Genomic DNA, 12,546 nt, shown 5'->3' on the forward strand with positions numbered 1-12,546 from the left:
TCCTGCCAAATTCCCTACCCCATCAAACCGGCGCCTTCCAGCTCACCATCTGTTGCTGCGCGACCTGCAGCAAATCATTGCCATCCTGCGCCAGCAGATACAGCGCATGGGTAATGTGCGGAATGTCTTCCACGTCGGCTTGCTTGAAGCACAGACAGTGCAATGTTTCGAGCAGGTCGCTGCAGGCGCGGATGCGCTGGACAGCGGCTTCAAGGATGTCTTTGGGGTTGGCTTCGGTGTCTATTAGCAGCGTCGGGCTTTCAGTGATGTTGCTGTTTAGTGGGTGGTAGCGGTTTGGCAGCGGATTCAGTTTTGGCATTTTGATTACTCGATTGTTTCGAAAGTAACCGCCATAACCGTGACCAAACGGTGGGAGGCGGCCGTGTACAGGCTTGGTCAACCGAGAACAATCCAACTCAGCTCGCCCGAAGGCGTCCTGCACACAGCCGCCACAGCAATGCACTTCACGGACGTAAAAATCCGCAGCGCAAATGATGGCACATATGCAATGGATTATTCTCAAGTGACCAAACCTGAGGCGCTGATTTTGCAGCGACACCCGACAATACCCGCCCCGCTCCAGACCCCGAAAGCAGACAAAGCAGCAGCCTTTGTAGGAATTCGCCAAACCGCGCGAAGAAAACCGCCTCACTCCCTGACAGCCGGCGTTCAGCCGGGTTAACCATCGCTTAACGCCGTGGTCGAAAACTGTACTGAACCGCACGCCCTCAGCCGTTGGCTGACGCCCAGTGCGGCAGGTTCGGTTTGTATAGCACCGAACTCTCTTTGCGTCGCACGGGAGTCTTTTCATGAACATTCGTCCGTTTCTGCTCACCACCGCCCTCGCCTGCACGGCTTTTGCCGGTTTGGCGCAGGCCAATGACACGTCAGCCACGTCGAAAGCGGTGCCTTATGAGTACGGCATGCCGCTGCATGTGGCGAAGGTGATTTCGTTGACTGAGCCGGCCACTCAGCAATGCAAGGTGATTACGGCTGATATGAAGTACATCGATAACGCCGGCAAGCCTGAGGAGATCAGTTATCGGAAAATGTCTGACGCGTGCAGTTTCCAAAACTGACAGAACGTTCTGATTTTTGGCGTTGCGGTAGGCGTGGGGTGTTTCGGGGGTTATGCTCGGGGCCCTCCTCACTGCCGCAAGGATTAGCCATGCAGTTGTCGTTTCGCGCGTTGTCGGGCATTACCTCTTCATTGTGTTTTTTACTGGCGCTGGCCTGGGGCTTTTTCCCCGAGGTGTTGCTGGCGATCTGGAGCATTGAGTATTCGACCGCAGTCGGATTTGTCGCGCGGCGCAGCGCGGTGTTGTTTGCGGCGTTGGGGGTGATGTTTTTTCTGGTGCGCCATGCACCGCCGTCGGTGGCGCGCAGTGCGCTGAGTAACGGCTTTATCGTCGGTTGTTTTGGCTTGGCTGTGCTGGGTTTTGGCGAATGGCTCAATGGCCATGCCGGCCCCGGCATTTTGCTGGCGGTGCTGGTCGAGCTCGCGCTGGGCCTTGGTTTTGTGCAGGCCCGGCGCGTGACGGTCGAACTGGCTGAAACAGTGGGTTAAACGGCTCTGGATCGCGGACTGTAGTGGTGCGGTGTACTTTGCTTGTTCAGATCCGAACGCAGCCCTGCGATCAGCTCATTGATCTCGCGACAGCCGTTGAGGTGGCTGGCGTCGATGTCACGAACCATTAGATCGACCTGATCGGTTTGGTGATCGCCAAACACTTTGACGGTCATCAACAAGTCCGGCGACAGCGTGCACTGGCAGCGCTTTGGCAGGAAACTGCTTTCAACGATGTTACGAAGTTCTAAGGCAGACAGAAACATGGCGAACCCTCTCCTTACTGTGAGATTGCCAATCAAGTATTCACGCTGACCTTTGCTGCGCCTGCACGGGTGTGTCCCCGCTGTTTCCCTGGTGCGGCAAACGGTGGTACGGCGAAATGCCCATTGGAGTGTAGGCGCCCAAACCCGGTGCGCCGCACTGAAAAGACGCATAAAGCGTGCCTTTCATTGGGTCATTCTGACCCACATAAAAATCAATCACTTAGCGCAAAGGCCAGTATTTCGCTACGTGCAAAATGCCGGTTGATCCCTTTTGCGCATTGCATTTTGCAATCTGTTGCGGGTTTGCATTCATCACCCATGAGGGTAAGAATGCTTGTCAAACCACCCTACACCCGCAAGGAGGCATCCATGGGTTCTTTACGCGCTTACGCGACCACCGGGCTGATTATCGCCAGCCTGTCCACCCTCGCCCACGCGGCGAAACTTGAAGACGTCGCACCTTACCCGAAGGCTGAGGCGGGCTTTACCCGCCAGGTCATTCATTTGCCGAAGCAAGAGAATGAAGAAAACTTCCAGGTCGAGATTCTTGCCGGCAAGACCCTTGAGGTGGACTGCAATCGTCCGAAGCTCGGCGGCGTGCTCGACGAGAAAAATCTGCAAGGCTGGGGCTATCCGTATTATCGCCTCGAGAAAGTCATTGGCCCGATGAGCACGCTGATGGCCTGCCCGCCCGGCAGCAAGAAGAAGCGCGCGTTCGTGCCGGTCGTCGGTGATGGTTTCACCGTGCGTTACAACAGCAAATTGCCGATCGTGGTCTACGCCCCAACGGACGTCGAAGTGCGCTACCGCATCTGGTCGGCCTCGGACAAGGTCAACACAGCCATTCAGGAATAACCGGGCAAGGAGCACGTGCAGTGATTACTTGCCACGTCAGATACGTGATCGACCCGTACCAACTGACCGAGTTCGAGGCTTACGCCAAGGCCTGGCTCGGTATCGTTGAACGCTTGGGCGGCAGCCATCATGGCTATTTTTTGCCATCGGAGGGTGCGAGCAACATTGCGTATTGCCTGTTCAGTTTTCCGTCACTGGCGGATTACGAAAGCTATCGGCATATCGCGATGACCGACCCAGAGAGCACCGCGCTGGTCGGCTCTTTGGTCGAGAAGAAGTTCATTGTCAGCTACGAGCGCACGTTCCTGCGCCCGCTGCTGCCCTGAACACCGTTACGCCGGGACGCCGCACGCAGCGGCACGCTCGGCGACGTGACGCAGGCTGTCGAAGTTGATGTTGGCGCCTGAGTCGATCGCCACGAAGGTTTGACCGCGCACGCCGCTTCGCGCCACGTATTGCTTGATGCCCGCGACGGCCAGGGCGCCGGAGGGTTCGGTGATTGAGCGCGTGTCGTCGTAGATGTTTTTGATCGCGGAACATAGGTCGTCGTTGCTGACGGTGATCACCTCGTCCACGCAGAAACGACACACTTCAAAACCGTATTCACCGATCTGCGCCACGGCCACACCGTCGGCGAAGGTACCGACGTTGGGCAACACGACACGTTCGCCTGCGTGCAGAGCGGCTTTCAGACACGCGGAATGTTCGGATTCAACGCCGATGATCCGCACTTCCGGGTGCAGGTATTTGATGTACGCGGCAATGCCGGCGATCAAGCCGCCACCGCCTACCGGGATGAAAATGGCATCCAGCACGCCTTGGTGTTGCTGAAGGATTTCCATGGCCACGGTGCCTTGTCCGGCGATCACGTCCGGGTCATCGAAGGGGGACACGAAGGTGCGGCCGGTTTCTTCGGCCAATTGCAGGGCATAGGCCAACGCAAAGGGAAAGCTTTCACCGTACAGCCGCGCTTCAGCGCCCCGACTGCGTACGCCCAGCACTTTCAGTTCAGGGGTGGTGCACGGCATGACGATGGTCGCAGCGATGCCCAGTTCGCGCGCCGCCAGTGCCACGCCTTGCGCGTGGTTGCCGGCCGATGCGGTGATGACGCCCTGTGCCTTCTGCGCATCGCTCAGTTGCACCAGTTTGTTGTAGGCGCCACGGATCTTGAAAGAGAACGTCGGTTGCAGGTCTTCGCGCTTGAGCAGGATGCGGTTGCCCAGCGCTTCAGACAGCGCCGGGGCTGCCTGCAATGGCGTACGCACAGCCAGGTCGTACACGGGAGCGGCGAGAATCCTTTTCACGTAGTGCTCAAGCAGGGCTTGCTGGTTTTTGGTGTAACTCATGCTGATCTCCTTGATAGCGATTTCACACACCCTGCGTAGGAGCTGCCGAAGGCTGCGATCTTTTGATCCTGAAGATCGCAGCCTTCGGCAGCTCCTACATGAGCGGTGTTTCGAACCCTGGAGACAGAAAGTAAAAACCCGCCTCTAGGGCGGGTTGGGTGCTGCAGTCGTGAGCTAGCCCGCCAAGTGAGGAATGGCGGTAATAATAATGCTTGGCTGGCAGCGCAATACGTAGGTAGTCATGGCCTGAAAATTAGCCTGACGCCGCTGGCACGTCAATGGCCAATTTTGCGTGGCGCGGGTAATCTGGCGATTCTGCTCATCAATTCAAGGAAGGAATGCATGATGTCTGTCGCCCTGCCCCTCACGGCTTTGCTGGCTTTTTCCGGTTACACCGTTTCGGTGATGCTCCAGGCTGAACAGTCGCTGATTGATTTTGGGATCAGCTTGATGTCGCGGCCCGACACAGCGCAGGTGGTGATTGATTTGTATCTGCTGGCGACGTTGGCCGGGGTTTGGATGGTCAAGGATGCCAAGGCTCGCGGGCAGTCGGTTTGGTCGGTGGTTCCGTATCTGTTGCTGACGGCGGTGTTTGTGTCGGTGGGGCCGTTGTTGTATCTGGTGGTTCGTGGGGTTTGGGAGCGTAGGAAGATCAGCAGTTCGGCGAATGCGGGCTGATCCGGATTTTTTGGCGTTTGGGAAATAGCTTTCGCGAGCAAGCCCGCTCCCACAGGGGATCTATGCCATTGCGCAGATCCATTGCGGGAGCGGGCTTGCTCGCGAAGAGGCCAGCTCAGACAACACAAATCACCTGGCCAAGCGCCTCAGCCCAAACAACATCCCCCCCGCCCCCATCAACATCACCAGCAAAAACACCGGATAAGACACCCACCACGGCGTCCCCGCCGTCATCATGCTGAACTCCGACATCCCGCCAATACTCGCGATCAGGTTCAGCGGCAAAAACACCACGTTGATCAACGTCAGTTTGCGCAGCAGGTTGTTCATGCTGTTGTTCATCAGGTTACCGCGCGCGTCGATCAGCCCGGAGAACACCGTTGAGTAGATTTCCGCCTGTTTGTAGCACTGGTTGTTTTCGATGATCAGGTCGTCGATCAGGCCGAGCGCCTCGCTGGAAAAATGCTGTTTCTCGGCGTGATTACGCAGCCGTGTCAGCACCGCGCCGTTGCTGTGCAGGGCGTTGATGTAATAGATCAGACTCTCGCTGAGGTTGAACATCTGCACCAGATGCTGGTTCTGCATCGAGGCGTTGAATTTTTGCTGCAACTCGCGGGCGACCAGTTTGATCACCTTCAAGTGGCCGAGGTAGTGATGGATGTTGTTGAACAGCTGATCGAGCAGCACATCCAGCGGCGTGGTTAATGGCTGCCGAGTGCCGAGACCATGCAGCGGCGTGTCGTCGGTGGCGATCACCAGCAATTGCCCCGGCGCGAACAGCAAGCCGCAGGACGACACCTCAAAGGCCAGGCTGCCGCCACCGGAATAGTTTTCCGGGCGCTTCCAGATCAGGAACAAATGGTCGGGGTGAAACTCGATGCGCGAGACTTCATCCGGGTCGAGCGCCGAGGCCAACGCATGCTCATCGACCTTGAAATGACTGTGCAGCAAATCGCGCTCGGCGGCGTCGGGATTGCTGAACAGCATCACCTCGGCGTCCAATCGTTCAACCTGCTGTAACGCGCCGTGGCTCAGTGAGAAACTGCTGATCATCGGCAGATCACCACGCTTGCCCGCGACGTTTGAGTTCCAGCCGCCGCACAAACTCTTCCAGCACCAGCGAATACAAATCGTCCTGTAAATACGCGTCTTCGATGCCTGCATCGAGGTTCGGGTTGTCGTTGACTTCGATAACCACCACTTTGTCGCCGGCCTGTTTCAGGTCGACGCCGTAGAGGCCATCGCCGATCAGGTTGGCAGTTTTCACCGCGAGGTCGACGACCGCACGCGGCGCTTCATGGATCGCCATGGTTCGGCATTCGCCGTTGACGTCCTGGCCTTTGGCTTTGTGGTTGTAGATCTGCCAGTGGCCCTTGGACATGAAGTATTGGCAGGCGAAGATCGGTTTGCGATTGAGCACGCCGATGCGCCAGTCGTATTCGGTATAGAAGAATTCCTGGGCCAGCAACAACACCGAGTGCTCGAACAATTCGGCGGTGGCTTCGAGCAGCGCTTGTTGGCTTTCGACTTTGATCACGCCGCGTGAAAAACAGCCGTCGGGGATCTTCAACACCAAGGGAAAACCGAGGCGTTCGCCGACCCGCTCGAAGTCTTCGGGTCGCTCTTTGTAGAGGATTTCGGTGGCGGGCATGCCCAGTTGATGGCTGTTGAGCAGGTCGGTCAGGTAGACCTTGTTGGTGCAGCGCAGGATCGACGTCGGATCGTCCATCACCACCAGCCCTTCGCTCTCGGCCTTCTTGGCGAACCGGTAGGTGTGGTTGTCGACGTTGGTGGTTTCGCGAATCAGCAGCCCGTCGTACTCGGCCAATCGCGCGTAATCCTTGCGCTCGATCAACTCGACATCGATGCCCATGGTTTTGCCGACCCGGACGAAATTTTCCAGTGCTTTGGGATTCGACGGCGGCAAGGCTTCCTGTGGGTCGTGAAGAATAGCCAGGTCATAACGCGCAACTTGCGGCGAGCGCGGCACACGCCAGACTTTACGGCTGAAACCGTCCAGCGCATTGGCAAACTGATCTTCCTGATCATCGCGTAACTTGTGCAACGCACCGGACTTCACGCCCTCGATGTGCCAACCGTTAGTTCGGCGAAACTCAACTAACAGAATCGGACAAGGAAACACTTCAAACAACTGCCGCGCCAGATCCTGTAAAGGCTCGATATGAGTCCTGCCGAAGTACAGTGTCAGGGTAAACCCTTCGGTATCGCTGTAGAGGTGGTGACTAAGGGCTTTTTCCAGGGTTTTATCCAGGTCATCCAGTGCCAGGCCATAAAGTGATTTTTTTGTCAGTTCGCTGATGGTGCGCACCGACGGAATCACCTTGTGTCCACGGGCTTCCGCCAGCAGCGAGCAGTAATAGCCATGGCCCAAGTACTTGTAGCTGCGGCACAGGTTGATCACCTGAACCCGTTTGCCGGGCTCGGTTTCGCGTGTTTGCTCGAGGTATTCCTGAGCGGTGACGATGTCTTCGCTGGGAAAATAAGAGGCCCAATCTTCCTTGCGCTCGACAATGATCAACACTTGACTGGAGGTTCTAACCGCTGGTTTTAAATAAGTTGCCGTCGGCAAACTTTGCTCGGATACTTCGCGCCAATGACCCTGTACCGCTGACATAGAGATTGATCCGTTGGAGAACAAGACCTTTTCTATTAAGCACGAAGTTTTACGAAAGTCTCGTTTCGTTACGCAACTTTTACGGTGGTCATATGAGTACTGTTTTTCGCCTGGCCGTAGTTGAAGACTTGCCGGCGTTGCTGGCATTGGAAATGCAATGTTTCACCACGGATCGGCTCACCAGTCGCAGTTTTCACTGGATGATTACGCGCGCCCATGCGCAGTTGCTGGTCGCAGAACGCGATGAACATCTGCTCGGTTACGCGCTGGTGCTGTTTCATCGCGGCACCTCGTTGGCGCGGCTGTATTCGATAGCCCTGGCTGCCGAGGCTCGCGGCACAGGGCTGAGCAAGCAATTGCTGGAAAAAATCGAGGCCTGCGCGCTGGAACATGATTGCGCGTATCTGCGTTTGGAAGTGCGTACCGACAACCCCACCGCCATTGCCCTTTATGAGCGCAACGGTTACCGACGTTTTGCGCTGATCCACGATTACTACGAAGACCACGCCGATGCGTTGCGTCTGGAGAAACGCATTCTCCAGCACCGCGACTCACGCAGCATCACGGTGCCTTACTACGCGCAGACCACCGACTTCACCTGTGGCCCGGCCTGTCTGTTGATGGCCATGGGCGCCTTGCAGGCCGGACGCTTACTGGAGCGTCGTGAGGAATTACAGATCTGGCGTGAGGCGACGACCGTGTTCATGACCTCCGGCCATGGCGGCTGCAGCCCTCAAGGTTTGGCACTGGCGGCGTGGCGTAGAGGTTTTCGCGTGCGTTTGGAGCTGAGCCTGGAGGGGCCGCTGTTCCTTGATGGCGTACGCGATACGCATAAAAAAGACGTCATGCGTTTGGTGCATGAAGAGTTCACTGCGCAACTGGCAGAAACCGATGTGGAACGTGTGATCGGCGCAACAGTGGATTTGCCGCGATTGCTCGACGCCTGTGGCCAGCCTTTGGTGCTGATCAGCAGCTATCGTCTGACCCGCTCAAAATCACCGCACTGGGTTGTAGTAACCGATTGCGATGAGGACTTCGTTTACCTGCATGATCCCGATGTCGATCACAGCCAGCACCGACAACCGATGGACTGCCAGCACGTGCCAGTCAGCCATGGCGAGTTTGAAAAAATGTGCCGATTTGGCCGAGGAAAATTACGCGCCGCAGTGGTGCTATTCCCCCAAAACCTATAGCCACCAAAACCCCTGTGGCGAGGGGATTTATCCCCGATGGGCAGCGAAGCAGCCCCGCTCTTCCTAGAGAAGCTGCACAATCCATCGGGGATAAATCCCCTCACCACAGGTATAGAGCGCTCTCAGCGACTTACTTCAAGCCAAGCTTGTACAACGAACCCTTCGACTCATCCGTAAGCACATACAAATAACCATCCGGCCCTTGGCGCACATCCCGAATCCGCTCTTTAAGCTCGCCGAGCAAACGTTCCTCATGCACCACCTTATCGCCATCAAACTGCAACCGGATCAACTCCTGCGTCACCAATGCACCAATAAACGCGTTGTGCTGCCACGGTTTAAACCGGTCAGCATCGTAAAACGCCATGCCAGACACACCCGGTGATTTCTCCCAGACATGGTGCGGTGCAACCGTGCCTTCAGCCGTTTTACCCTGCGCTTCAGGGATCGGCTGCATCGAATAGTTGATGCCGTGAGTCGCCAGCGGCCAGCCGTAATTCTTCCCACGTTCGATGATGTTCACCTCATCGCCACCGCGTGGGCCGTGCTCGTTTTCCCAGAGCGTGCCGTTCCAAGGGTTGAGCGCCGCACCCTGCGGGTTACGCTGACCATAAGACCAGATTTCTGGACGCACACCGGATTGCCCGACAAAGGGGTTATCGTCCGGCACTCGGCCATCGGGATAAATGCGCACGACCTTGCCTTGCAGCTTGTCGAGATCCTGAGCGGTTGATCGATCATTGTTTTCACCCAAGGTGATAAACAGATAGCCGTCGCGATCAAACACCAGCCGTGAGCCGAAGTGATTGCCAACCGAGAGCTTCGGCTCCTGGCGGAAGATCACTTTGAAATCCTTCAGCGTTTTCAAATCATCCGACAGACGCCCCCGCCCGACCGCTGTGCCGGCCTTGTCGCCCTTGCCACCACCTTCGGCGTAAGACAGGTACACCATGCGATCCTGTTTAAAGTCCGGGGACAGCGCTACATCAAGCAAACCGCCCTGCCCCTTGGCCCAGACTTGCGGTACGCCACTGATTGGCTCGGACAACTTGCCGTCCGTGCCCACTACACGCAGATTGCCCGGCCGCTCGGTCACCAACATGCCTTGGCGATCCGGCAAAAAAGCCAGCGCCCAAGGATGGTCGAGTCCTTGAGTAATCGTGGTGACTTCGAGGATGCCCTGCTCGCTTTTCAGCTCTTTGGGCGCTGCGGCGAATACCGGAGCACTGATGAGAATGCCGGCACAGATGCTGGCCAAGAGGGTTTTACGCAACATGCACGTTTCCTTATGTTCGCTTGAAGGGCTGACAGAACTTCAGTCCTGCCGTTCAACGGTTGCTATCGGTGCCTCGTGAGGGAGGGTTGGGAATGAAAGTCGGCGACGTACTGGGCACAGAACGAATCGGCTGGCCGTTGCCGATGCCACGGTTTTCCACGGTGGGCGTACGCGGCGTCGGCGCAGTGCTCGGGCCACGAATCGGCGGGTTGCTCGGCTGAGTACCTTGCATGCTGTTGGGGTTGGCCCGGCGGATCGGGCTGTTGTAGGGGTTGTTACTGTTGCCGGACGGACTCTGCGCCAGCAACAGCGTCGAGGCTGGCACCGAGACGCCCGCATGAGCCCAACCCACGCTCAAGCCGAGGACGGCGATGCCAAGCAGAATTCGGTTCATGGGGCAGCCTCTCGATGCAAGTGGATTAGAGCCTTCGAGTCCACGCTACGCCCAGGGTTCGCATTTGTTAAGTCACAGGCTTTAAACAACATGTAATCAGACACGACCGCTGGCCCCAGAGCCCGCGCAATCACTGGAAACTTTCACGCTGGGCCACAGGTCACCTGATCATCACTTGGGAGATCATCACCATGGCTCGGGCAATCTGGAAAGGCGCGATCAGTTTTGGACTGGTTCACATCCCCGTCGCGCTGGTTTCAGCGACATCGTCCCAAGGCGTGGACTTTGATTGGCTCGACAGCCGCAGCATGGATCCGGTGGGCTACAAACGGGTCAACAAGGTCACCGGCAAAGAGGTCACCAAAGAAAATATCGTCAAAGGTGTGGCCTATGAAAAAGGTCGTTACGTAGTGCTCAGCGAAGAGGAAATCCGTTCGGCGCACCCGGTTTCTACGCAAACCATTGATATCTTTTCTTTTGTTGATGCCGAGCAGATTCCCCTGCAAAACATCGACACACCTTACTACTTGGCGCCCGACAAACGAGGCGGCAAGGTGTATGCGCTACTTCGGGAGACGCTGAGCAAAACCAACAAGGTTGCCCTTGCCCGCGTCGTTTTACATACACGTCAGTACCTGGCGGCGCTGATGCCACTGGAGTCAGCGCTGGTGTTGGTGAAGCTGCGCTGGCCGCAGGAGGTGCGCAGCCTCGATACGTTAGAGCTTGGGAGTGAAGTGACCAAGCCGCAACTGGCCAAGGGTGAACTGGACATGGCCAAACGGCTGGTGCAGGACATGAGCGCGGACTGGAAGCCTGAAGATTACAACGACGAGTTTGAAGACAAGATCATGGCGCTGGTGGAGAAGAAAGCCCATGAAGGCAAGATCGAGGATGTCGAAACGGTGGGTGGCGAGGAAGAGCGTAAGACGGCCGATGTGATCGATTTGACGGAGCTGCTGAAACGCAGTCTGGGCGGGAAAGCGGCGGCGAAGCCGAAGGCAAAAGCTGCGCCAGCGAAGAAAACGAAGAAAGCGTCAGCCAACTGACAGGTTGCTTTTGCGAGAGTCATTTGACCCGGCCGAGCAAAAGCGATGTAGGAGCTGCGGCACGCTGCGATCCGTTGACCTTATAGAACAGGATCAAAAGATCGCAGCCTCGTTGCACTCGACAGCTCCTACCGGAGTCCGCGACTGCTAAAAATGCATCAGATCAGGATAAAGATCGCCAACAAGCTACCGAAGATCGCCCACTTTTCCATGTAGTAAAGCTTGCGATTACGTTTTTTCAGCTCTTTACCACGCAAACGAATCTTGTAGATCCTGGCAAACAGCCGGTTGATGCCGCCAGTCCGGTCACCGGCATCGTTCGGCGCACCTGCCGCGGACATCACGTTACGGCTGAACCAGCCGTTGAACGCAGCCGCCCAGCGATATTTCATCGGACGCTCGATGTCGCAGAACAGGATGATGCGGTTCTTATCAGTGGTGTTTTCCGCGTAGTGAATGAACGTTTCATCGAACATCACCGCTTCACCGTCACGCCAGTGGTAGTTTTCGCCATCGACGTTGATGTAGCAACCGGCATCATTTGGCGTATCGAGACCCAAGTGATAACGGTACGAACCGGCGTACGGGTCACGGTGGCGCACCAGTTTCGAGCCCGGTGGCAGTTCGGCAAACATCGCCGCTTTGATCGAGCCGATGCTTTGCACCAGTTCAGTGGTACGCGGGCACAATTTCATGGCCGACGGATGGCTGTCGCCGTACCACTTCAGATAGAAGCGCTTCCAGCCGGTTTTGAAGAACGAATTGAAGCCGACATCGTTGTACTGATCCGAACGCTTGATCTCGCCGGCACGCAGCAGATTCTGGCCTTCTTCACGGATTTCCTGCCAATGTTCCTGCAACGGACTCAGATCGGGAAACTCCGACGGATCCAGATAAGGCTTGTTCGGTTTTTTCGAAAACAGGTAGAGGAAGCAGTTGATCGGCGCGAGAAACGACGAATGATCGCTCAATTGACGACCGAGTTTGTGCCGCACCCGTCCACGAAGATGAACGTATGCAATGGAAATGACATAAATAGCAGCAATGATGAGTTTCACGGAAATCGTCACATGTCAGTAGTGAACAAACTGCGCGCCTGAAGGCCTCTGGCCCGGCGTCTGATGCAGTGGTCGGATTACAAATGGCACGTCCCTGAGCCCGCGCCGTTGAAGGCCGCTGGGTGAATGGATGGCATTTTAGCCACACTTTGTATCCGATAGTGAACCTGTAAGTGTTAAAAACTGTCCCGGGTGTGCGCCAATCAGCGGTCATGGCGTGTTCGCCCTATCG

The 12,546-nt window shown here is 56.6% G+C and carries 14 protein-coding genes and 1 pseudogene; 7 read left to right on the plus strand and 8 right to left on the minus strand.

From position 1 onward, the window contains the following. Positions 1-22: 22 nt before the first annotated feature. Positions 23-319 carry a hypothetical protein gene (locus ACZZ0D_RS11530; protein WP_426619942.1) on the minus strand — a complete coding sequence of 99 codons (297 nt, stop codon included), beginning with the start codon at positions 317-319 and terminating at the stop codon, positions 23-25. A gap of 490 nt (positions 320-809) precedes the next feature. Between ACZZ0D_RS11530 and ACZZ0D_RS11535 the strand changes: the two genes are divergently transcribed. Beyond that, positions 810-1,079, plus strand: a complete 270-nt coding sequence (locus ACZZ0D_RS11535) for a DUF2790 domain-containing protein (protein WP_463553296.1) — start codon at positions 810-812, stop codon at positions 1,077-1,079. 89 nt (positions 1,080-1,168) lie between these two features. Beyond that, positions 1,169-1,567, plus strand: coding sequence for a hypothetical protein (locus ACZZ0D_RS11540; protein WP_212549430.1), 399 nt, complete (start codon positions 1,169-1,171; stop codon positions 1,565-1,567). Here the strand turns inward: ACZZ0D_RS11540 and ACZZ0D_RS11545 are convergent. After that, a complete protein-coding gene (locus ACZZ0D_RS11545) occupies positions 1,564-1,833 on the minus strand; it encodes a DUF1652 domain-containing protein (protein ID WP_053119860.1) in 270 nt (89 codons plus the stop codon). The two genes, ACZZ0D_RS11540 and ACZZ0D_RS11545, sit on opposite strands and share 4 nt — an antisense overlap. A 369-nt stretch (positions 1,834-2,202) precedes the next feature. Between ACZZ0D_RS11545 and eco the strand changes: the two genes are divergently transcribed. Next, positions 2,203-2,688 (plus strand): serine protease inhibitor ecotin, encoded by a 486-nt coding sequence (gene eco, locus ACZZ0D_RS11550; RefSeq protein WP_053119858.1) that lies wholly within the window; start codon positions 2,203-2,205, stop codon positions 2,686-2,688. A 20-nt stretch (positions 2,689-2,708) separates the two neighbouring features. Further along, positions 2,709-3,014 carry an NIPSNAP family protein gene (locus ACZZ0D_RS11555; protein ID WP_463553297.1) on the plus strand — a complete coding sequence of 102 codons (306 nt, stop codon included), beginning with the start codon at positions 2,709-2,711 and terminating at the stop codon, positions 3,012-3,014. Between the two features lie 30 nt (positions 3,015-3,044). Here ACZZ0D_RS11555 and ilvA read toward each other — a convergent pair. Continuing rightward, positions 3,045-4,034: pseudogene (gene ilvA / locus ACZZ0D_RS11560) on the minus strand (threonine ammonia-lyase, biosynthetic); the annotation flags it as partial. A gap of 342 nt (positions 4,035-4,376) precedes the next feature. On the opposite strand from ilvA, the gene ACZZ0D_RS11565 reads away from it, so the two are divergent. Then, positions 4,377-4,712, plus strand: a complete 336-nt coding sequence (locus tag ACZZ0D_RS11565; RefSeq protein ID WP_463553298.1) for a DUF2834 domain-containing protein — start codon at positions 4,377-4,379, stop codon at positions 4,710-4,712. 129 nt (positions 4,713-4,841) lie between these two features. Here the strand turns inward: ACZZ0D_RS11565 and ACZZ0D_RS11570 are convergent, their stop codons facing one another. Both ACZZ0D_RS11570 and ACZZ0D_RS11575 read right to left on the minus strand, forming a co-directional pair. Continuing rightward, positions 4,842-5,765, minus strand: coding sequence for a magnesium transporter CorA family protein (locus ACZZ0D_RS11570; protein WP_463553299.1), 924 nt, complete (start codon positions 5,763-5,765; stop codon positions 4,842-4,844). 7 nt (positions 5,766-5,772) lie between these two features. Next, complete coding sequence (locus ACZZ0D_RS11575; RefSeq protein ID WP_463553300.1) at positions 5,773-7,347, minus strand: RimK family protein; 1,575 nt, start codon at positions 7,345-7,347, stop codon at positions 5,773-5,775. Between the two features lie 92 nt (positions 7,348-7,439). Here ACZZ0D_RS11575 and ACZZ0D_RS11580 point away from each other — a divergent pair, with 92 nt between their 5' ends. Next, positions 7,440-8,540, plus strand: a complete 1,101-nt coding sequence (locus ACZZ0D_RS11580; protein ID WP_463553301.1) for a GNAT family N-acetyltransferase/peptidase C39 family protein — start codon at positions 7,440-7,442, stop codon at positions 8,538-8,540. A gap of 130 nt (positions 8,541-8,670) precedes the next feature. Here ACZZ0D_RS11580 and ACZZ0D_RS11585 read toward each other — a convergent pair whose 3' ends face one another. Together ACZZ0D_RS11585 and ACZZ0D_RS11590 are read right to left on the minus strand one after the other, a co-directional pair. Then, positions 8,671-9,816: a PQQ-dependent sugar dehydrogenase gene (locus tag ACZZ0D_RS11585; RefSeq protein WP_463553302.1), complete on the minus strand. Its 1,146-nt coding sequence runs from the start codon at positions 9,814-9,816 to the stop codon at positions 8,671-8,673. A 52-nt stretch (positions 9,817-9,868) separates the two neighbouring features. Next, positions 9,869-10,210 (minus strand): hypothetical protein, encoded by a 342-nt coding sequence (locus ACZZ0D_RS11590; RefSeq protein ID WP_463553303.1) that lies wholly within the window; start codon positions 10,208-10,210, stop codon positions 9,869-9,871. A gap of 191 nt (positions 10,211-10,401) precedes the next feature. Between ACZZ0D_RS11590 and ku the strand changes: the two genes are divergently transcribed. Further along, positions 10,402-11,256, plus strand: coding sequence for a non-homologous end joining protein Ku (gene ku, locus ACZZ0D_RS11595; RefSeq protein WP_400646914.1), 855 nt, complete (start codon positions 10,402-10,404; stop codon positions 11,254-11,256). Positions 11,257-11,414: 158 nt separating this feature from the next. Here the strand turns inward: ku and lpxO are convergent, their stop codons facing one another. Then, the gene (gene lpxO / locus ACZZ0D_RS11600) at positions 11,415-12,314 is read right to left on the minus strand and encodes a lipid A hydroxylase LpxO (RefSeq protein ID WP_053120461.1); all 900 of its coding nucleotides are present in this window, start codon (positions 12,312-12,314) and stop codon (positions 11,415-11,417) included. Positions 12,315-12,546 lie beyond the last annotated feature (232 nt).

Source organism: Pseudomonas sp. AC193, from assembly GCF_979258075.1.

Coding starts and splice junctions, on each gene's coding strand:
- ACZZ0D_RS11530 (WP_426619942.1), bottom strand. CDS start 319: ATGCCAAAACTGAATCCGCTGCCAAACCGCTACCACCCACTAAACAGC.
- ACZZ0D_RS11535 (WP_463553296.1), top strand. CDS start 810: ATGAACATTCGTCCGTTTCTGCTCACCACCGCCCTCGCCTGCACGGCT.
- ACZZ0D_RS11540 (WP_212549430.1), top strand. CDS start 1,169: ATGCAGTTGTCGTTTCGCGCGTTGTCGGGCATTACCTCTTCATTGTGT.
- ACZZ0D_RS11545 (WP_053119860.1), bottom strand. CDS start 1,833: ATGTTTCTGTCTGCCTTAGAACTTCGTAACATCGTTGAAAGCAGTTTC.
- eco (WP_053119858.1), top strand. CDS start 2,203: ATGGGTTCTTTACGCGCTTACGCGACCACCGGGCTGATTATCGCCAGC.
- ACZZ0D_RS11565 (WP_463553298.1), top strand. CDS start 4,377: ATGATGTCTGTCGCCCTGCCCCTCACGGCTTTGCTGGCTTTTTCCGGT.
- ACZZ0D_RS11570 (WP_463553299.1), bottom strand. CDS start 5,765: ATGATCAGCAGTTTCTCACTGAGCCACGGCGCGTTACAGCAGGTTGAA.
- ACZZ0D_RS11575 (WP_463553300.1), bottom strand. CDS start 7,347: ATGTCAGCGGTACAGGGTCATTGGCGCGAAGTATCCGAGCAAAGTTTG.
- ACZZ0D_RS11580 (WP_463553301.1), top strand. CDS start 7,440: ATGAGTACTGTTTTTCGCCTGGCCGTAGTTGAAGACTTGCCGGCGTTG.
- ACZZ0D_RS11585 (WP_463553302.1), bottom strand. CDS start 9,816: ATGTTGCGTAAAACCCTCTTGGCCAGCATCTGTGCCGGCATTCTCATC.
- ACZZ0D_RS11590 (WP_463553303.1), bottom strand. CDS start 10,210: ATGAACCGAATTCTGCTTGGCATCGCCGTCCTCGGCTTGAGCGTGGGT.
- ku (WP_400646914.1), top strand. CDS start 10,402: ATGGCTCGGGCAATCTGGAAAGGCGCGATCAGTTTTGGACTGGTTCAC.